The sequence below is a fragment of the Rhodococcus sp. NPDC078407 genome, from assembly GCF_044542515.1.
Lineage (GTDB): Bacteria > Actinomycetota > Actinomycetes > Mycobacteriales > Mycobacteriaceae > Rhodococcoides.
The window spans coordinates 34,717-55,900 of record NZ_JBITUQ010000020.1 but is presented as its reverse complement, the minus strand read 5'-3'; the positions used below and the strand labels follow the sequence as shown (position 1 = coordinate 55,900).

The 21,184-nt window shown below is 65.6% G+C and carries 1 protein-coding gene; it reads right to left on the bottom strand.

Annotated features, from left to right (window positions below):
- Positions 1 to 2: 2 nt before the first annotated feature.
- Entirely contained in the window at positions 3 to 20,915 is a 20,913-nt protein-coding gene (locus ACIGGF_RS19040) for a non-ribosomal peptide synthase/polyketide synthase (RefSeq protein WP_397522720.1), read from the bottom strand.
- Positions 20,916 to 21,184 lie beyond the last annotated feature (269 nt).

The window sequence follows — 21,184 nt, the reverse complement described above, 5'->3', positions numbered from 1 at the left end:
GCTCACGATGACGCGATCACCGACTCCGCACGTTCGATCAACGATGCCAAAGCCATGGTGAGCCCTTGTGCACCGAGGGCCGGAAGTATGCCGGGCACCAGAGCGGACAATGTCACCGTCATGAGTGCCTGCGGCTTCATGGCACCGCCCATCGTCGCCGACGTCTGCGTCACCTTGTCGTTCATGGCGGCGAACGTCACCCGTGTCGACTCGTGCTCGAACGCAATCTCGTCCGGTGCCACGGCCGCGGCCTGCGCCACCAACTCGGGCAGGTCGTCGATCGTCTTCGGAGTGGCCTTGGGTGCGAACTCGGCCTTCTCGTCGTCGGTGAGAACGTCGATGGAGCCCACGGCCACCGTCGGATCGGCCGTGACCGCCTCGAGGATCTTTCCGAAGCGCTCGGCGAAGATCGCAACACTCGTCTCGGTGAACAGCTCCGTCGCATAGGTGAACGTCGCCTCGATCGCAGCGAGTGATCCCGCCTCGTCGAACGACTCGACCGCGGTCAACTGCAGGTCGAACTTCGCCTGGTCGTCGCCGGCGTCGAGCGCCTCGATGCGCAGTCCTGGCAGCTCGAACGTTCCGGTGGTGTGGTTCTGGAACGTCAGCATCACCTGGAACAACGGCGTGTATGCAGTAGACCTGGCCCGACCGAGCGCATCGACGAGACGCTCGAACGGCACGTCCGCGTTGCCGAACGCGGCGAGATCGGTCTCCTTGGCCTGCTGCAACAGATCCAGGAACGAATCGGCGCGCTGCACGCGGGTACGCAGAACCAGAGTGTTGACGAACATGCCGACCAGGTCGTCCAGTTTCTGCTCACCGCGACCGGCGCTCGGCGTGCCGATGCTGATGTCGGCGGAGTTGCTCAGCCGCGAGAGCAGGACGGCGAACGCGCTGTGGACCACCATGAACGTGGTGGCCGCGTGCTCCCGCGCGATCTCCTCGATGCGACCGGCGACATCCCGACCGATGGTGAACCGATAGGCAGCGCCGTGCATCGACGGCCGGGCCGGACGCGGTGAATCGGTCGGTAGTTCCAGCACTTCCGGAGCTCCGGACAGTCGTTCGGTCCAGTAGGACAGCTGTCGGGCGAGCGCACTATCCGGATCGGCCTCGCTGCCGAGTACTTCCCGCTGCCAGATCGCGAAGTCGGCGTACTGGACGTCGAGCGGCTCCCACGTGGGCATGCCTTCGTCGACGCGTGCCGTGTATGCCACCATCACGTCACGGATGAGCGGGCCCATGGAGAATCCGTCGGCGGAGATATGGTGCGCGACCACGGCCAGAATGTGCTCGTCCGCACCGACCTCGAGCAGAGCTGCACGTACCGGCACTGCGGTCGTGACGTCGAAACCGGTCCCGAGTACCTCCATCAGGCGGGCGGGCAATGCGTCTCGGGCGACCTTCTCCGGGGTGAGGTCGACCCCGACGTCGGCGACCGATCCGATGAGTTGCATCGGACCGTCCGCGCCCTCCGGATACCGGGTCCGCAGAACCTCGTGTCGGGCCACCACGTCGTCGAATGCCGCCGCGAGAGCAGCTGCGTCGAGCTCGCCGGTCAGTCGGACCGCCACCGGAATGTTGTACGCGGCGGACGCCGGATCGACTCGGTTGATCGTCCACATCCGGTCCTGGGCCACCGAGAGCGGCAGAATTTCGGGCCGCGCGCCCGAGGTCAGCTCCCGGCGGGCTCCCCCGCCGACGAGGGGCGCGATGTGAGCTGCGAGGCCCTCGACCGTCGAGGCCGTGAACACTGCGCGCACCGGCACCTGCGCATCGAGCGCCTGTCCGAGACGGGACACCAACTGCGTTGCAATCAGCGAGTTGCCGCCGAGCGCGAAGAAATCGTCGTCTCGTCCGACGCGGTCCAGCCCGAGCAGGTCGACGACGGTCTGCGCGACGATCTCCTCGACGGGTCCCACCGGTGCCCGGAACTCGGCTGTCGCGAACTCCGGGTTCGGAAGTGCCGCGCGATCGAGCTTTCCGTTGGCGTTGAGCGGAAGCCGTTCGAGCACAACGAACGCGGCCGGGATCATGTACGACGGCAGGACGCGCGCGAGATCCTTCTCGGCTGCCGCCGTATCGGGAGCCGATCCGTCGATACCCACCAGGTACGCAACCAACTGCTGACCGACCACCGAGTCCCGGTGGACCACGACGGCGGTTTCGGCGATCTGAGGCAGTGCACGCACTGCGGCTTCGATCTCGCCGAGCTCGATCCGGAATCCCCGGATCTTGACCTGGAAGTCGACTCGCTCGACGTACTCGAGTCGTGCACTTTCGACACCCTCGGAATCGCCGCCCGCCAGACGCCACCGCACCAGGTCTCCGGTGCGGTACATCCGCCCGCCGTCCACCGAGAACGGGTTCGCAACGAACCGTTCCGCGGTGAGATCCTCGCGGCCGAAGTATCCGCGTGCGAGCTGATCACCGGCGAGGTACAGCTCGCCCGTGATTCCCGCCGGAACCGGGTGCAGTCGCGAATCGAGCACGTGGACAGCAGTGTTCGCTTCCGGCACACCGATGGGAACGACGACCGTGTCGGCATCGGTCACCGGGTGAGCCGTCACCGACACAGCGGCTTCGGTAGGCCCGTACAGGTTGTACAGCTCGGCGGTGTTCCGACGCCGGAAATCCTGCGCTACCGCAGCCGGAAGTGCTTCGCCGATGGCCAGCACACGACGCAAGGAGGGTGCAAGGGAACCGCCGGCGACAGTTGTGAGCATCGTCAACGTCGACGGCACCAGATGCAACGTCGTCACCTCGTGCTCGCGCATCGCCGCCAGGAGATAATCCGGATCGCGATGACCGTCGGGAGCCGCGATGACTACACGTCCGCCCGACGTCGGCTGAGACCAGAACTCCCACACCGAGAGGTCGAACGTTGCCGCCGTCTTCAGCAGCGACGTGTCCTGACTGTCGAGGCCGTACTCCTCACGCATCCACCCGAGTTGGTTGACGATGGCACCATGGCTCACCGCGACGCCCTTGGGTCGCCCGGTCGAACCCGAGGTGAAGATGACGTACGCGGTGTTCTCGGGGCGCAGCACGGACGACCGCTCGAGCGAAGTCACCGGCTCGGCGGAATAGCCGGACAGGTCGAGCTGTGTGATGTCGACGGCCGTCGCGACCGAGGCAATCCCGTCCTCGTCTGCACCGTTCGCGGCGACGAGCACACACAGGGGTTCGGCCGTCTCGAGGACGAACGCGTTGCGCTCGAAAGGCTGATCCGGGTCGAGCGGAACGTACGCACCGCCCGCGGCCGAGATCGCGTACATGCCGACGAGCAGATCGACGGAACGTCGAATTGCAAGACCCACACGCACTTCGGGTCCGACCCCCACAGAGATCAGATGACGCGCCAGCCGTGCGACGCGATCGGAGAACTCACCGTAGGTGAGTGTTCCCTCGTCGTGGACAAGAGCCACGGCGTTGCGATCTCGCGCCGCCGATGCAGCGAAGAGGTCGGTCAGCGTGCTCTCGGAGATGCTGCGATCCGTGTCGTTCCAGCGCGAGACGATGGTCTCGCGCTCGTCGCCGAGCAAGAGATCCAGATCGCCGATGGCCGTCGCAGGCGATGCGACTATCGCGGCCAGCAGTTGTTGGAACCGATCGACCAGAGTCCGGGCGGTTCGCTCGTCGAACAGATCGGTGGCGTAGGTCAACATGGCCCCGAACCCGCCGTTCTCGCCGCTCTGCGGGTCGTTCGATCCGGACGTATCGGTGACGATCAGGTGCAGATCGAACTGAGACGTCGTCGAGTCGGTGTCGAGTGCCGAGATGTCGAGCCCGTCCAACTCGAAGCTGCGGCGCACGAAGTTCTGGAAGGAGAAGCCCACCTGGAACAGCGGATGCCGGGCCGTCGAACGGGTCGGATTCACCACCTCGACCAGACGCTCGAACGGAATGTCCGCGTGTGCGAACGCCTGCAGGTCCGTCTCGCGAGCCGCTACCAGAAGGTCCTCGAAGCTGGCATCGCCGCGTGCGTCGAGACGCAACACCAGCGTATTGACGAACATGCCGACGAGGTTCTCGATCTCCGCTTCGCCGCGACCGGCGATCGGGGTGCCGACCACGATGTCCTGCGATCCGGAGATGCGGGCCAGCAGTGTCGCGAATGCTGCGTGCACGGCCATGAACACCGTGGCGTTGTGGGTACGCGCAAGTGCGACCAGTGCGTCCCGGATCTCGGCATCGATGTGGAAGTCGATGCGGCTGCCACGGAAGGTCTGCTCGGCAGGCCGTGGGTGATCCAACGGCAGATCCAGTTGCTCGGGAAGGTCGGCCAACGCGTCCGTCCAGTACCGAATCTGCTGCGCTGCGATCGAGTCGGCGTCGCTGTCGTCGCCCAGTACCTCCCGCTGCCACAGTGCGTAGTCGGCGTACTGAACGGCCAACGGAGACCACTGCGGATCGGACCGGCGTGAGCGCGCGGCGTACGCCGTCATCACGTCGGTCGAGAGGGGAACGGTGGACAACCCGTCGGCACTGATGTGGTGGATGACCATTCCGAGCACGAACTCGGTGTCCGACACCCGAAAGAGCACCGCCTTCAACGGGATCGACGCGGTGACGTCGAACGTCGTCGCCAACAGTTCACCGACGCGGTCAGCGACGGATTCGGCATCGGTGTCCACGACGGTCAGTGTTGTGCGCACCTCGGACATCGGCACGATCACCTGATATGGCCCGTCCGGCGAGTCCGGGTACACCGAACGCAATGTCTCGTGACGTTCGATCACGTCGAGGACGGACTGCTCCAGCGCGTCGACGTCGAGGCTGCCGCTCAACCGCATCGCGAACGGGATGTTGTACGCCGTCGACGAGTTGTCGAACCGGTTGAGGAACCACATGCGCTGCTGCGCCAGCGACAACGGGACGAAGTCCGGTCGCGGCCGCGCCACCAGCGCTGGGCGCTCGGGCCCGGAGCTGCGTTCGACACGGTGCGCCAGCGACTCGACCGTCGATGCCTCGAACAGCATCCGCACCGGCACGTTTCGGCCGAGGGCGGCACCGATCCGAGAAACCACCTGGGTTGCGACGAGCGAGTTTCCACCGCGCTCGAAGAAGTCGTCGTCGAGTCCGACGCGATCCACTCCCAGCACACCGGCGTAGACACCGGCAACGATCTCCTCGATCGGAGTGGACGGCGAACGGAACTGTCTGAGCTGAGCTGCGGGCGCGGGAAGCGCGCGCCGGTCGAGCTTTCCGTTGACCGTCAACGGAATGCTGTCGAGTACGACGAACGCGGACGGGACCATGTAGTCGGGGAGGTTCTCGGCGACCGACGAGCGCAGGGTGTCGACGTCCACGACCGCACCCGCCGCGGGCACCACATAGGCAACCAGTCGAGCCGCGCCCGGAGTGTCCTCGCGCGCGATCACGGCTGCCTGACCCACGGCTGCCGCCACGGCAACAGCGGATTCGACCTCGCCCAGCTCGATCCGGAATCCTCGAATCTTGACCTGATCGTCGGCACGACCGACGAACTCGAGTTCACCCGAAGCGGACCAGCGCGCGACATCGCCGGTGCGGTACAGCACCGATCCGTCCGCAGCGAACGGATCGGCCACGAACCGGGTGGCGCTCAATCCTGCTCGTCCGAGATATCCGCGTGCGACCTGCCCACCCGAGACGTACATCTCGCCGGGAACTCCGACCGGAAGAAGACCGAGCCGGGAGTCGAGCACGTACACCGCGAGTCCTGAAATTGCCCGTCCCACGAGAGAACCCGAGGCGGACGCGGCCGATGTCACATCGAGCTCGCGGTGCGACACGTGCACCGTGGTCTCGGTGATTCCGTACATGTTCACCAGTCGAGGACGGTTGTCTCCGTGCCTGGCGAACCAGCCAGACAGCCTGCGCAGCTCGAGTGCCTCGCCGCCGAAGATCACGAACCGCAGCGCGAAATCGGCTGTGGTGGCTGATGTTCGATCGGCCTCGTCCAACTGGTAGAACGCCGACGGTGTCTGGTTGAGCACGGTGACCCGTTCCGAGACCAGCAACTCCCGCAGAGCCTCCGGCGACCGTGACGTGTAGTAGTCCACGACGACCACGGCCCCGCCGGTGGTCAGCGGGCCCCACAGCTCCCAGACGGAGAAGTCGAACGCGTACGAGTGAAACAGGGTCCACACGTCGCCGGGACCGAAGTCGAACTGGCTCTGTGTGTTCGCGAGCAGGCGTACGACATTGCGATGCGGAATCACCACACCCTTGGGCTTGCCGGTGGATCCCGACGTGTAGATCACGTAGGCGACGTGGGCATCGGAGTGCGGTGAACGCAGTTCGGTCGGCTCCAGCGGCGCAGTGTCGACCGCGTCGTTCGACGAATCGATCTCGACGCGCGGCAACGTCGTCGGAAGATCGACCTCGACTCCGGACCAGGTCAACAGCGCGGCAGGACGCGAGTCGGTCAGCACGAACTCGATGCGATCGGTCGGGTAGGACGGATCGATCGGCACGTAGCCGCCACCTGCTTTGAGCACCGCGAGCAAACCGACGACGAGGTCGGTGGACCGCCGAAGAACCACGGCAACAAGGCTTTCCGGCCCCACTCCGACCGCCGACAGGCGACGGGCCAGCGCATTGGATGCCTCGTCGAGCTGCCGGTAGGTCGAGCTGTGATCGCCGAACACCACGGCGATCGATTCGGGTGCCTCGGCGACGCGAGCAGCGAACAGGTCCACCAGCGTATCCGGCGTATCCGCGACGGCGGGTGCCGTCCGGGCAAGCGCCAGAACGCGATCCCGCTCGGCAGTGTCCATCAACTCGATGGTTCCCACCGGAACGCCGTAGTTCTCGGCAACCGTGTCGAGGATGCGCAGCAACCGAGTACCGAAACTGCGAGCGGTGTCCTCGTCGTAGAGGTCGCGGGCATAGGTGACATCGAGTCGCGTGCTGCCGTCAGCGTTGTCGGTGAACGTGAACTGCAGGTCGAACTTGGCCGTCACGATGTCGAGATCGAGTCCGCGCACATGCAGTCCGGGCAGCTCGAGTTCGGTCTGCTCCATGTTCTGCACGGTCAGCATCACCTGGATCAACGGATGTCGCGCGGCCGAACGAGACGGGTCGAGAGCCTCGACGAGCCGCTCGAACGGAACGTCTGCGTGGCCGAACGCCGACAGATCCGTTTCCCGGACATGCTCGAGCGCACCGACGAACGACGAATCCAACGCAACGTCCGTGCGCAACACCAGGGTGTTGACGAACATGCCGATCACATCGTCCAGTGCCGCGTCGCCTCGACCTGCGACCGGTGTACCGATCGCAATGTCCCGTTCACCCGACAGTCGCGCGAGCAGTACGGCGAGTGCGGTGTGCAGCACCATGAACAGGGACGACTGATGATCGCGGGCCAGATCCACCAGGCTCGAACGGGTTGCAGCACCGACAGTGAGGACGACGTTTCCACCGCGATACGACGCGGTGTCCGGGCGAGGCCGATCGCCAGGGAACGTGATTTCGTCGGGTAGTCCGGACAGCGTGTGCGACCAGTGCCGAATCTGCGTCGAGATCGGCGACTGCGAATCGTCCTCGGAACCGAGTTCGGCGAGCTGCCACAGGGTGTAGTCCACGTAGCGGACGGGCAGTGGCTCCCAGGTCGGTGCCACGCCGGAAGACCTGGCCCCGTAGGCGATCATCAGATCACGAGTCAACGGTCCCATCGAGTAGCCGTCGGCAGCGATGTGGTGGGTCACGAACGCGAGGACATGACGGTCCTGTTCGATCCGCAGCAGCGCTGCACGCAGCGGCGGTGCCGTGGCGACGTCGAATCCGCCCATGAACAGATCGGTGAGCGCACCGACGACCTCGTCCTCGGTGACCGAACGGGCGCGAAGTTCCGGCACCACCTGCGCGGCGTCGACGATGACCTGCGACGCAACGCCGTCGACCTCGGGATAGACCGTGCGCAAGGACTCGTGCCGCTCGACGACGTCGGCGACGGCTGCGGCCAGGGCATCGACGTCGAGCGTGCCGGTCAGCTCGATGGCCACCGGGAGGTTGTTCGTTGCGGCGTCGACGTCGAACTGGTTCAGGAACCACATTCGGCGCTGAGCGAGCGACAGCGGGACCGTCTCGGGCAACTCGCTGCGCACCAGAGACTTTCGTCCACCCGAACCGGACTGCTCGTCCAGTCGGGCCGCGAGCGCAGACACCGTGGCGGCCTCGAAGATCGCGCGAACCGACACGCTGGTGTCGAGTGCGACGCCGATACGCGACGCAACCCTCGTCGCCACGAGCGAGTTTCCGCCGAGTGCGAAGAACTCGTCGTCCGCACCCACGCGGTCGACGCCGAGAATCTCGCGGAAGACGTCGGACACGATCATTTCTGTGGCGGTGCTCGGTGCTCGGAACTCGCGCTGAACGATCTCGGGATCCGGTAGCGATCGACGGTCGAGCTTGCCGCTCGGTGTGAGAGGCAGGGAATCGAGTACGACGAACGCCGCCGGGACCATGTACGAGATGAGCGAACGTGCGGCCGTCTCGGTCAGCTCGGCCGGGTCCAGGGTCGACCCCGGAGTGGGTACGACGTAAGCGACGAGCTGGTCGCCGGTCACCTCGCTCGAATGAACGAGCACCACGGCCGATCCGACACCGGGATGGCGCCGCAACACAGTTTCGATCTCGCCGAGTTCGATACGAAGTCCACGGAGCTTGACCTGGAAGTCGGTGCGGCCGAGGTATTCGATCACCCCACCCGATCCGGCGGCACCCGAACGGTGCTCGTCACGCCAACGCACCAGGTCGCCGGTGCGATACATTCTCTCGCCGCGTTCACCGTACGGGTCGGCGACGAATCGGTCGGCGGTCAGGTCGGCACGGTCCAGATATCCGCGCGCCAACTGCACGCCCGCGAGATAGAGCTCGCCTGCGACTCCGGGAGCCACCGGCCGCAAGCGCGAATCCAACACGTACGTCCGGGTGTTCCACACCGGAGCACCGATCGGAACCACGTCGACGTCGGCCTCGGTCACGTCGTACGAGGTCACCTCGACCGCAGCCTCGGTCGGACCGTACAGATTGTGCAGGGTCGTGTTCGGCAAGACGTCCCGGAGCCGAGCGCCCACACCTGCGGAGAGGGCCTCACCGGACGCGAACACCATCCGCAGCGACTCGGCGCGCGAAACACCCTCCTCGCCGACGAACACTTCGAGCAGTGCAGGCACGAAATGAGCAGCGGTGACGGATCGTTCGACGATGAGGTCGACGAGATACGTCGGGTCGCGGTGACCGTCCGGTTTCGCGATCACCAACGTTGCCCCGATCTGCAACGGGAAGAACAGCTCCGGTACCGAGACGTCGAACGTCACCGGCGTCTTCTGCAGCATGACGTCGTCGGCAGTCAGAGGGAAGTGCTCTCGCATCCACGACAGACGGTTGACGATGGACATGTGTGTCACCGCAACACCCTTGGGGACTCCGGTGGAGCCCGAGGTGAAGATGACGTAAGCCGCATTCGACGGCAGCAGTGGGGCGCTCCGATCCGCGTCGCCGATCGGAGCGTCCGACACGTCGAGGTTCTCGGCGGAGTTCTCGGCGATGTCCAGGGTGGGAACACTCGCGTCGAAGGAGAACCCGTCGCGGCCGGTCGTCAGAATGCACACGGGTGCCGCAGTGTCGAGAATGTGGCCGGTACGTTCGGCAGGCTGATCCGGATCGATGGGGACGTAGGCACCGCCGGCGGTCACGATGGCATGGATGGCGACCAACAGCTCGAACGACCGGCGAGCGGCGACGGCAACCGATGTCTCCGGCCCGACTCCGCGAGCGATCAGCACGCGAGCGAGTCGGTTGACGCGACTCGAGAACTCCGCGTACGTCAGCGACTCACCCTCGAACACCAGAGCCGTTGCAGCCGGGGTCTTCTCGACCTGGGCTGCGAGCAACGAGGCCAACGTCTGCGAGCGATCGACCTCGTGGTCGGTGTCGTTCCAGTCTCGGAGCACTCGCCTCGACTCGGTGTCGTCGAGTAGTTCGATGTCACCGACGACCGTCGAGAGGTTCTCGGCAATCGCTTCGAGGACCTTGATCAGCCGCTCGCCCAGGGTGATCACAGTCGACTCGTCGAAGAGATCGGTGGCGTAGGTGACGTCGAACGTCATTCCCTGCGCCGCGCCGCTGGGCCCGATCGATTCGACGAACGTGAACTGCAGGTCGAACAGTGCAACCAGGGTCTCGAAGTCCACGCCCGAGACCGACAGTCCCGGTAGCTCGAGATCCTTCTGCCCCAGGTTCTGGAACGCGAGTACCACCTGTACGAGGGGATGACGCGCCGTGGAACGTGCGGGATTGAGGATCTCCACCAATCGCTCGAACGGAACGTCGACGTTCGTCAGTGCAGAAAGATCCGTCTCGCGAGCATCGGCGAGGACCTGATCGAACCGGCGGGAGGAGTCGATCTCCGTACGCAGCACGAGGGTGTTGACGAACATGCCGATCAAATCGTCGAGTGCGGCCTCACCACGGCCGGCGACAGGTGTGCCGATGGCGATGTCGGTCTCGCCGGACAGCCGCGACAGCAGTACCGCAAGGCCGGTGTGCACCAGCATGAACAGCGACGCGTTCTCACGTCGGGACGCCTTGATCAGGGCGCGATGCAGATCCTCGTCGATCGAGAAACGGACCAGCGCACCACTGTTCGACGCCACCGCCGGCCGGGGACGGTCGGACGGCACGTCGAGCTGATCGGGCAGACCGGCCAATGTCGTCGTCCAGTAACCGATCTGCTGCGAGACCACGGACGTGGGGTCGTCCTCGGAGCCCAGCACCTCGCGCTGCCACAGGCTGTAATCCGCGTAGTCGACCGGAAGCGGAGTCCAGAACGGCTCCTGGTTCATCGACCGCGCGGCGTACGCATTCATGACGTCGCGAGTGAGCGGGCCCAGCGAGAAACCATCGGCGGCGATGTGGTGGACCACGAACACCAACAGGTGCTCGGTGGGGCTCACCTCGAACAACCTGGTGCGGAACGGAAGGTCTTTCGACAGGTCGAATCCTGTGGTCGCCAGCTCGCGCATCGCATCGGCCACCTGGTGCGAAGAGATTTCGATCGGCGTCAATTCCGGTGTGGCCGTGTGCGCGTCCACGATCACCTGGTGAGCCGTACCGTCGGTCTCCGGGAACACCGTCCGTAGAGACTCGTGCCTGGCCACGACGTCTGCGACCGCGATCTGCATGGCCCGGCGATCGAGCAGACCGGACAACCGCACCGCGATCGGAATGTTGTTGGCCGCCGACTCGACGTCGAACTTGTTGAGAAACCACATCCGCTGCTGCGCCAGCGACAACGGTATGTGCCGCGGGCGCTGTTGCGGTACCAGCGGCGGCCTGCTTCCGGTGGCGACGAGGGTCCCCAGCCTGGCTGCGAGGTCGGCCACCGAGGACGCGTCGAACAGCTCGCGAACGGCGATCCTGGTATTCAGCGCGACACCGAGCCGGGACACCAGTTGCGTGGCGATGAGCGAGTTTCCGCCCAGCTCGAAGAAGTCGTCGTCGAGACCCACCCGTTCGACGCCCAGCACCTGGGCATACACCTCGGCCACCGTGCGTTCGATGTCGTTTGTCGGTTCGCGGTACTCGGTGACCTCGAAAGCGGGTTCGGGCAGCGCCTTTCGATCGAGCTTTCCGCTGGCGCCGAGTGGGAACTCGGACAGCACGATCAGCGTCGACGGCACCATGTACTCCGCCAGGCGTCCCCGCAGCGCCGACAGCACGGCTCCGGTGTCGACCGACGCTCCGGACGGGACGACGTATCCGACGAGTTGGTCGCGACGGACCACGACGACGGCTTGAGAGATCGACCGTTGTGCGAGCAGCGCGGTTTCGATCTCACCGAGTTCGATCCGTAGGCCGCGCAACTTGACCTGGAAGTCGGAGCGTCCGACGTACTCGAGCTCGCCGTCGCGATTCCAGCGCACGACGTCGCCGGTGCGGTACAGCCGCGCACCGCCCGCGGCGAACGGGTGAGCGACGAAGCGGTCCGCAGTCAGATCGGGGCGTCCCACGTAGCCCCGCGCGAGTTGGGCACCGGCAAGATACAGCTCACCTGCAACACCGACCGGGGTGGGGTGCAGTCGCGAATCCAGCACGTGGACAGCGGTGTTCCATACCGGAGCACCGATGGGCATCACGTCCGAATCCGAGTCCGTGACGGCGTGGTACGTCACGTCCACGGCCGCCTCGGTGGGACCGTACAGGTTGTGTAGTTCCACCGAATTGACCGCTCGCCGCAGTGCGCGAGCGGTGGTGGGCGGCAATGCCTCGCCGGAAGCGAACATCAACCGAAGCGATGCTCCCGCGCTGCGACGCCGCTCGACCTCCGGCACGAACACCGACATCATGGACGGCACGAAGTGCACCACCGAAACACGCTTGCGCGCAATGACATCGAGCAAGTAGGTAGGATCTCGGTGACCATCGGGAACGGCGATCACCACCGAGGCACCCACCTCGAGCGCCCAGAAGAATTCCCACACCGACACATCGAACGTCGACGGCGTCTTCTGCAGCACCACGTCTCGCGAAGTCAGGGCGTACTCGCCCTGCATCCACAGCAGTCGGTTGACGATCGAGCCGTGAGACACTCCTACGCCCTTGGGGCGACCGGTCGAACCCGACGTGAAGATGACGTACGCGAGGTTCTGCGCACGCAGCGGGGCGCGTCGCTCGTTGTCGCGCAACGGTTCCGAAGACAGACTCGAGGTATCGAGCGTGTCGATGTCGATCGTGTCGACGCCGGCGAACTGCACGTGATCGCGCACGGTGGACAGCACCCGGATCGGAGCCGCGGTGGCGACGATGTAGTCGTTGCGATCCGCCGGTTGCGCAGGGTCGATCGGAACGTATCCGGCCCCGGCCTTGACGATCGCGTACATGCCGACGAACAAGTCGAGGCTACGGGCGATCGCGAGGCCGACCAACGTGTCGGGCCCGACTCCCAACGACACCAGGTGGCGTGCAAGACGGTTCACTCGTGCGTCGAACTCGGCGTATGTCAGTCGCTCACCCTCGAATACCAACGCAGGCGCGTCCGGGGTCGAAGCAACCTGTCGATCGAACAGATCCACCAGCGTGACGCCGGCGGGCACCTCGTGGTGGGTGTCGTTCCACTCGGCCACCACGCGATCGTGCTCGCCGTCGTCGAGCAGATCGATGTCGCCGACGGCCACCGACGAATCGGCTACCACGGCCGTGAGCATCCGCACGAATCGATCAGCGAAGCCGCGGACGGTCTCGGCATCGAACAGGTCTGTCGCATAGGTCAGTTCGGCGGCCATGCCCTGTCCGCGGCCGTCGACTCCGATGGACTCGGTGACGGTGAGCTGCAGGTCGAACTTGGCGACCTCGGCGTCGAGGGCGACGCTGTCCACCGACAGGCCCGGCAGATCGACATGCGTACGGGTGAGGTTCTCGAACGAGAGCATCACCTGGAACAGCGGGTGTCGGGCCTGAGACCGAGACGGGTTGAGGACCTCGACCAGACGCTCGAACGGTAGATCGGCGTGCCCGAAAGCTCCGAGCGCTACTTCGCGCGCGCGGCCGATCTGCTCGGAGAACGTACGGCCGGAGTCGATGTCGGTACGCAGGACGAGTGTGTTGACGAACATGCCGACCACGTCGTCGAGCGCCGCTTCACCGCGGCCGGCGACCGGAGTGCCGATGGCGATGTCCTCGGTACCGGACAGCCGGGCCAGCAGCACGGCCAAGGCGGCGTGGACGACCATGAACAGCGACGCGTTGTGGGTGTGCGCCAGAGCGGACAGCCCTTGGTGCACATCGGCAGGCACGTCGAAGCCGATGGAGGAGCCCTGGTAGGACTGGCGGCTCGGGCGTGGCCGATCGGTCGGCAGATCGAGCTGATCCGGTAGGCCCGCGAGGATGTCGGCCCAGTAGTTCACCTGACCGGAGATCAGTGACTGCGGATCGTCCTCGGAGCCCAGAACCGACCGCTGCCACAGGCTGTAGTCGGCGTACTGCACCTCCAGCGGCATCCAGGCCGGGTTCTCCCAGGCGGTGCGCGAAGCGTAGGCGATCATGATGTCGCGGGCCAGCGGTCCCATGGACCAACCGTCGGCCGAGATGTGGTGGACCACCATGGCGATCACGTGTTCGCGTGGACCGATCTCGAACAGCCGCGCCTGAATCGGAACATTGACGGTCACATCGAACGCCGTCGACGCGAGCGCGAACACCTGCCGCTGAATGTCGGCGGCCGAGGTCGGAATCGGCATCAGGTTCGGCACCGTCTGAGCGGCGTCGAGGATGGACTGCTGCGGTCCGTTCGCGGTGTCCGGATAGACGGTGCGCAAGGACTCGTGCCGGTCGATCACATCCATGATGGCGACCTGCAGTGCCGCGACATCCAAGTCGCCGGTCAGCTTCAGCGCGAACGGAATGTTGTATGCGGCGGAGTCGACGTCGAACCGGTTGAGGAACCACATGCGTTGCTGCGCAAGCGACAACGGGATGCGCTCCGGCCGGACGGTCGCGACCAGTGCAACCCGGCCACCCTCCCCCGCGGCTTGTTCGACGCGCACGGCAAGCAGTGCGACCGTCGAGGCCTCGAACAGCATGCGTACCGGCACGGTGGCGTCGAGGGCAACTCCCAGCCGTGACACCACCTGAGTGGCGATCAGCGAGTTGCCGCCGAGCTCGAAGAAGTCGTCGTCCAGTCCCACCCGCTCCACGCCGAGGACCTCGGCGAAGACGTCGGCGACGATCTCCTCGATCGGTGTGGTCGGAGCACGGAAATCACGGACCTCGAACACCGGCGCAGGCAGTGCACGCCGGTCGAGCTTGCCGTTGACCGTCAACGGAATCGTCTCCAACGCCACGAACGCCGACGGGACCATGTACTCCGGCAACAGTTCGGCGATGCCGGTACGCAGGTCCTCGAGGTCGAGGGTCGGTCGCCCGTTCGCCATCGCGGAGACCACGTAGGCAACCAGTCGAGCCGCGCCCGGCGAATCCTCGCGGACGACGACGGCAGCCTGGGTGACGGCGGGGTGAGCAGTGACCGCGGCCTCGACCTCGCCCAGCTCGATTCGGAACCCGCGCACCTTGACCTGGTCGTCCGAACGGCCGAGGTACTCGAGTTCGCCGTCGGCGTTCCACTGCGCCAGGTCGCCGGTGCGGTACAGCAGCGTCCCGGTATCGGAACCCGACGCGAAGGGATCGGCCACGAACCGCACTGCGGTGAGCGGCGCTCGTCCCAGGTACCCGCGCGCCAATTGTCCACCCGCGACGTACATCTCGCCGGGAACACCGACCGGCACCGGATGCAGACGGGTGTCGAGAACGTAGACGCGCAGTCCGGCGATCGGCTTGCCGACCACCGACGCGCTCGTTGCCACGGACGCGGACCCCAGCGCCTGGTACGACACGTGCACGGTGGTCTCGGTGATGCCGTACATGTTGATCAATTGCGGCGCACGATCGCCGTGCCGGTCGAACCACCCGCTCAACCGACGCTGTTCGAGTGCCTCGCCGCCGAAGATCACGTAGCGCAGCGACAGCGCACCGCTGGTCGCGGACGCGGTGCGATCTGCCTCGGACAGTTGATAGAACGCCGACGGAGTCTGGTTGAGCACCGTCACTCGTTCGTTCACGAGCAGTTGGTGGAACGCCTCGGGCGAGCGCGAGGTGAAGTAGTCGACGACCACCAGGGTTCCGCCGTACAGCAACGGTCCCCACAGTTCCCACACCGAGAAGTCGAACGCGTAGGAGTGGAACATCGTCCACACGTCGTCGGCTCCGAAGCCGTAGACCGCATCGGTGTTCGCGAGCAGCCGAACCACGTTGCGGTGCGGAACCAGAACGCCCTTGGGACGACCGGTCGAACCAGAGGTGTAGATGACGTACGCGACATTGCTGGGTCGAAGCGGACGGATGCGATCGACGTCGGTCACCGGCGCGTCCGAGATTTCCGACAGATCGAGCGTGTCGATATCGACGAACGTTGCGCCGATGCGAGATTCGACGTCTGCGGGCAGCTCGACCGGGTCTGCTCCCGAGAACAGGATCGATGTGGGGCGCGCGTCGTCGAGCATGTACTCGACGCGGTCCAGCGGGTAGCTCGGATCGACGGGGAGGTAACCGCCACCGGCCTTGACCACCGCGACCAACGCGACGACGAGTTCCGCCGACCTCGGAAGGGCGACCGCGACGAGACTTTCGGGGCCGACTCCGTTGGAGATGAGTACGCGGGCAAGGCTGTTGGTGCGGGCATCGAACTCCGCGTACGTCATCGACGTGTCGCCGAAGCGCACGGCCACTCCGTCCGGCCGCGCCGAGGCCGCGGCGTCGAGCAGGTCGATCAGCGTCACGTCGCGAGAGACGTCCGGTCCCGAGACGTTCCACGTGGACACGACGGACTCGTATTCCGCGGCGTCGACGATGACGACATCGCCGACCGGAACCGACGCGTCGGTGGTGACTGCGTCCAGAATTCCCAGGAAACGCCGCGCGAAGCTGTCGACCAGATCGGCGTCGAACAGATCGGTGGCGTACTCGAACACTGCATCGATACCCGCGGCAGTTCCGTCCACCTGGTGCTCGGTGAGCCAGAGCTGGAGGTCGAATTTCGCTATCGGGACGTCGAATTCGGCAGCCACGGCGCGGAGCCCGCCGACGGTGAGTTCACGCGACATGGCCGATTCCAGCGAGAGCGCCACCTGGAACAACGGATGACGCGACGTCGAGCGGACCGGATTGAGAACCTCGACCAAGCGCTCGAAGGGAACGTCGGCATGCGCGAACGCCGACAGGTCCGTGTCACGGACGCGAGCGAGAAGCTGCTCGAACGACAGCGCCGGATCGACATCGGTGCGCAGCACCAACGTGTTGACGAACATTCCGACGAGGTCGTCGAGTGCAGGCTCACCGCGACCGGCCACCGGTGCACCGATGGCGATGTCGGTGGTGCCGCTCAGTCGAGCCAGCAACAGCGCATAAGCCGACTGCATCACCATGAACAGCGACGAGTTGTTCGCGCGGGCGAGATCCGACAGGGCGGCGTGTAGCCGGGCCGGAATCTCGATGCGCAGCTTGCTGCCTGCGTTCGAGGATACGGCCGGCCGCGGCCTGCTCGACGGGAGCGCGAGCTGATCGGGCAGATCCTCGAGAGTGGCGTTCCAGTAGGCGATTTCGCGTGCAGCGAGGGAGTGTGGATCGGTTTCGGGGCCGAGTACCGCACGCTGCCAGAGGGCGTAGTCGGCGTACTGGACCTCGAGCGGCGTCCACTCGGGAGCACGGCCCTGTATCCGGCTCGAATAGGCCAGCAGGACGTCGCGCGCCAACGGTCCGAAGGATGCTCCGTCGGCAGCGATGTGGTGCAAGACCATCGCCAATTCGTGCTCGACGGGCGACATCTCGAACAGCGCGATTCGGAAAGGCGTGTCGATCGTGACGTCGAAACCCTTGGCCACCAACTCGTGCAATCGGCCACCGAGCTCGTGCCGCTCGATGCGAATCGGGATGATCGTCGCCGGTGTCCTGGCTGCGTCGAGCACGACCTGCTCGGGTGATCCGTCCACCTCGGGATACACGGTGCGCAGAGTCTCGTGTCGCTCTACGACGTCCGCGAACGCTGCGGAGAGTGCACTCACGTCGAGGGGGCCGCTCAGATGGACCGAGAACGGCAGGTTGTACACCGCAGTGGCCGGATCGAACCGGTTGAGGAACCACATACGTTGCTGAGCGGGCGACAGCGGGATGCGGTCGGGGCGTTCCCTGGATTCGAGGATCGGGGTGTCGGCTCCGCGGCCGGCCGCCGACTGGGCCCGAGCGGCAAGCGCACCGACCGTGGGTGCCTCGAACAGCTCGCGCACTCCGAGGCGCACTCCGAGAGCGCCGCCGACGCGCGTCACCAATTGGGTCGCAATCAGCGAGTTGCCACCGAGCTCGAAGAAGTCCTCGTCCAGACCGACCTTGGATGCGCCGAGCAGGTCCTCGTAGATTCCGGCGACGACGTATTCCGCGCGAGACTGGGGTGCTCGGTATTTCTTGGCGCTGCTGAACACCGGCTCCGGCAACGCTTTTCGATCGAGCTTTCCGCTGGTGTTGAGCGGCAGCGCATCGAGAACGACCACTGCTGCGGGGACCATGTACGACGGCAGTGCATGACCGGCGAATTCGATGGCCGCGGCGGAGTCGATGGACCGCCCTGGTCCGGCGACGACGTAGGCGACTAGTTGATCGCCGGTCACGGTCTGCACGACCAATGTCACTGCCTGCGAGATGGATTCGTGCGCGAGCAGCACGGTCTCGATCTCGCCCAGTTCGATGCGCTGGCCACGGAACTTCACCTGGAAGTCGGTGCGTCCGATGTAGTCGAGCACTCCGTCGCTGCGCCACCGAACGAGGTCGCCGGTGCGGTACATCCGCTCTCCGGCGTCGCCGAAGGGGTTGGCCACGAACCGATCCGAGCTCAGGTCAGGTCGGCCCACGTAGCCACGAGCCAATTGGACGCCCGCGAGGTAGAGCTCGCCCGCTTCTCCCACCGGAGTAGGTCGCAGCCGGCTGTCCAGTACGAAGGCGCGGGTGTTCCATTCGGGCACACCGATCGGCACGGTTCGCGTGTCCTGTGGGCTGCTCTCGTGGTACGTCACCGAGACCGCCGCCTCGGTGGGACCGTAGAGGTTTTGCAGTCCCGCGGCGCAGACCGATCGGAATGCTGCCGCCGTCTCGACGGGAAGCGCCTCGCCGATCACGAAGACATGACGCAGCGACGCACAGGTGTTGGCCGGCGCGTTGGCGACGAACACCGTCAGCATCGAGGGCACGAAATCGGTGACCGTGACGCGATGTTCGGCGATCCTGTTCGCCACGTAGACCGAGTCGCGATGCCCGTCGGGGGTGGCGAGCACCATCGTCGCGCCCACTCGAAGCGGCAGGAAGAAACCCCACAGCGAGACGTCGAACGTCGTCGCCGTCTTCTGCAGATAGACATCGGAGGTATCCATCGGATACTCCGCCAGCATCCACTCCATCTGATTGTGGATTGCGGCGTGCTCCACCGCGACACCCTTCGGGCGGCCGGTGGAGCCGGAGGTGTAGATCACGTACGCGGTGTTCGAGACCCGAAGCGGCGCAGTGCGTTCGGCATCGCTGACCGGATCGGCCGACCGAGCGGACAAGTCGACCAGATCGACGGCGACCGTGTCGGTGCCCTCGGGCAGCGACACGTCGTCACGCGACGAGATGAGCACGCAGCGTGGCTGCGCGGAATCGAGAATGTACGCCGTGCGTTCGGCGGGGTGATCCGGATCGATCGGTACCCACGCACCGCCGGCGGCCACGATGGCGTACATGCCGACGACGAGATCGAACGAACGTCGAATGGACAGTCCGACGAGAATCTCCGGCCCGACGCCCATGTCGATCAGATGACGAGCGAGTCCGTTCACCCGAGCAGACAGTTCCCCGTAGCTGATGACATCGCCCTCGTAGACCAGAGCGGTGGCGTCGGGACGAGCTGCCGCAGCGGCCTCGAACGCGGTGAGCAGAGTGCTCGGCGTGGTCTCGTGTTCGGTGTCGTTCCACTCGGAGACGACGAGCGCGCGCTCGGATCCGTCGGTCAGCGCCAGGTTCCAGACGAGGTCCGTCGGGGCTGCTGCCACGAAGCGGCCGAGGAAGTCGACGAACCGCTCGTGATTGCGGCCGGACTGGTCGGGTCCGTAGAGATTGGGGTTGGACTCGAAGTCGATATGGGTCGTGGCCCCGGCCACGCTCGTGTAGAGGTTGAGACCGAAATCCTCGATGAGACCCGTCGAGAGAATGTTGATTCCGCCGACCATCGACCCCAGACGCACCTCGCCGAAGAACAGCATGATGTTGACCCAGGGACCGAAGAACGCGGCCTGACCGCTCGCGCCGCCGGCGTCGCGGCGAATGTCCTCGTGCCGGTAGCGCTGGTGGCGCAGTGCCCCGGAGACCTCCGCGTTGACGCGCGCCAGCATCGTTTCGACGGTGGTGTCGCCCGAGACGTCGAGCCGGAGCGGCACCACGTTGGACACCATCCCGCCGGAACGGCGGAGCACGGCGGTGGTTCGTGCGGTCACCGGCAGCGACAACACGACATCCTCGCGGCCGGTCATCTGGGCCAGGTACGCCGCGAAGGCGGCGATGACGATGGTCGCCATCGTCGTGTCGGTCTCGGCGCGCAGGGCATCGAGACTGCTCATCGTGGCGGCCGAGAGAGCGGTGCTGTCGATCTGACTCTTCGGGGCCGGCGGCGCGGTGTGCCCGGCGAGGGTCGTCACCCCGTCGATTCCGTCGATCCGGGAAGCCCAGTACTCGCGATCGGCCTGGAAACGGCTCGAATCGCGGTAGGACATCTCGATGTCGTAGACCTTGCTCAGATCCGAGGCCAGGTTCTTCGTCGGCTCGGTACCGTCGACCTCGGCTGTGTACAGCTCCGCGGCGCGGTTCATGAACGTGACGGCACCGAAGCCGTCGAGTACGACGTGGTGCACGCGCTCGTACCAGAACCAGACATCGTCCTCGATGCGTAGGACGGTGGCCGCGATCAGTCGGTCGCGAAGAATGTCGATGGGTGCGCTGTAATCGGCATGCATCCACGCCAGGGCGGCCGCGCGCGGATCGTTCTCGCCGCGCAGATCCACCAGTCCGAGCGAGTCGTCCAGCGAGGGGTCGACGATCTGTCGCGGCTCGGCATCGATCTCGGTGATACGCACGAAACCGGACTGCAGTTCGAGGGCTGCTCGCGACGATGCGCGACGCAGAAGTTCGACGTCGAGATCACCGCGCAGTTCGACGTACTGCGCGATGTTGGCGGGTACCGAGGGGTCCACGTGCTGCGCGAACCACATCCCCAATTGGGCCGGTGACAGTGGGAACGAGGGATGCTGCCGACTGTCGACTCCCGAGTCGCCGTCTCCAGCACCTTCCACACCTAGCGGGTCCAATCGATTCCTCTCTTTCCCACAATCACACGCGCCCCCACCGGCCGCCGAAGCGGCGGACAACGATGGGCACCGAACACATCGAGCAAACTGACTACGTCGTTCTCTATTTTCTCACCACGAACAACTCGGAAGTTACCTTTCAGTACATATCCGTCGAGACGGGCCGGACCGTTACACGCCGGAGTGCCCCGTTTCGGGCGCGCACAATCTCTCGACTCGATTCGGCACCCGGTCAATCTACAGGCCCGGGCACG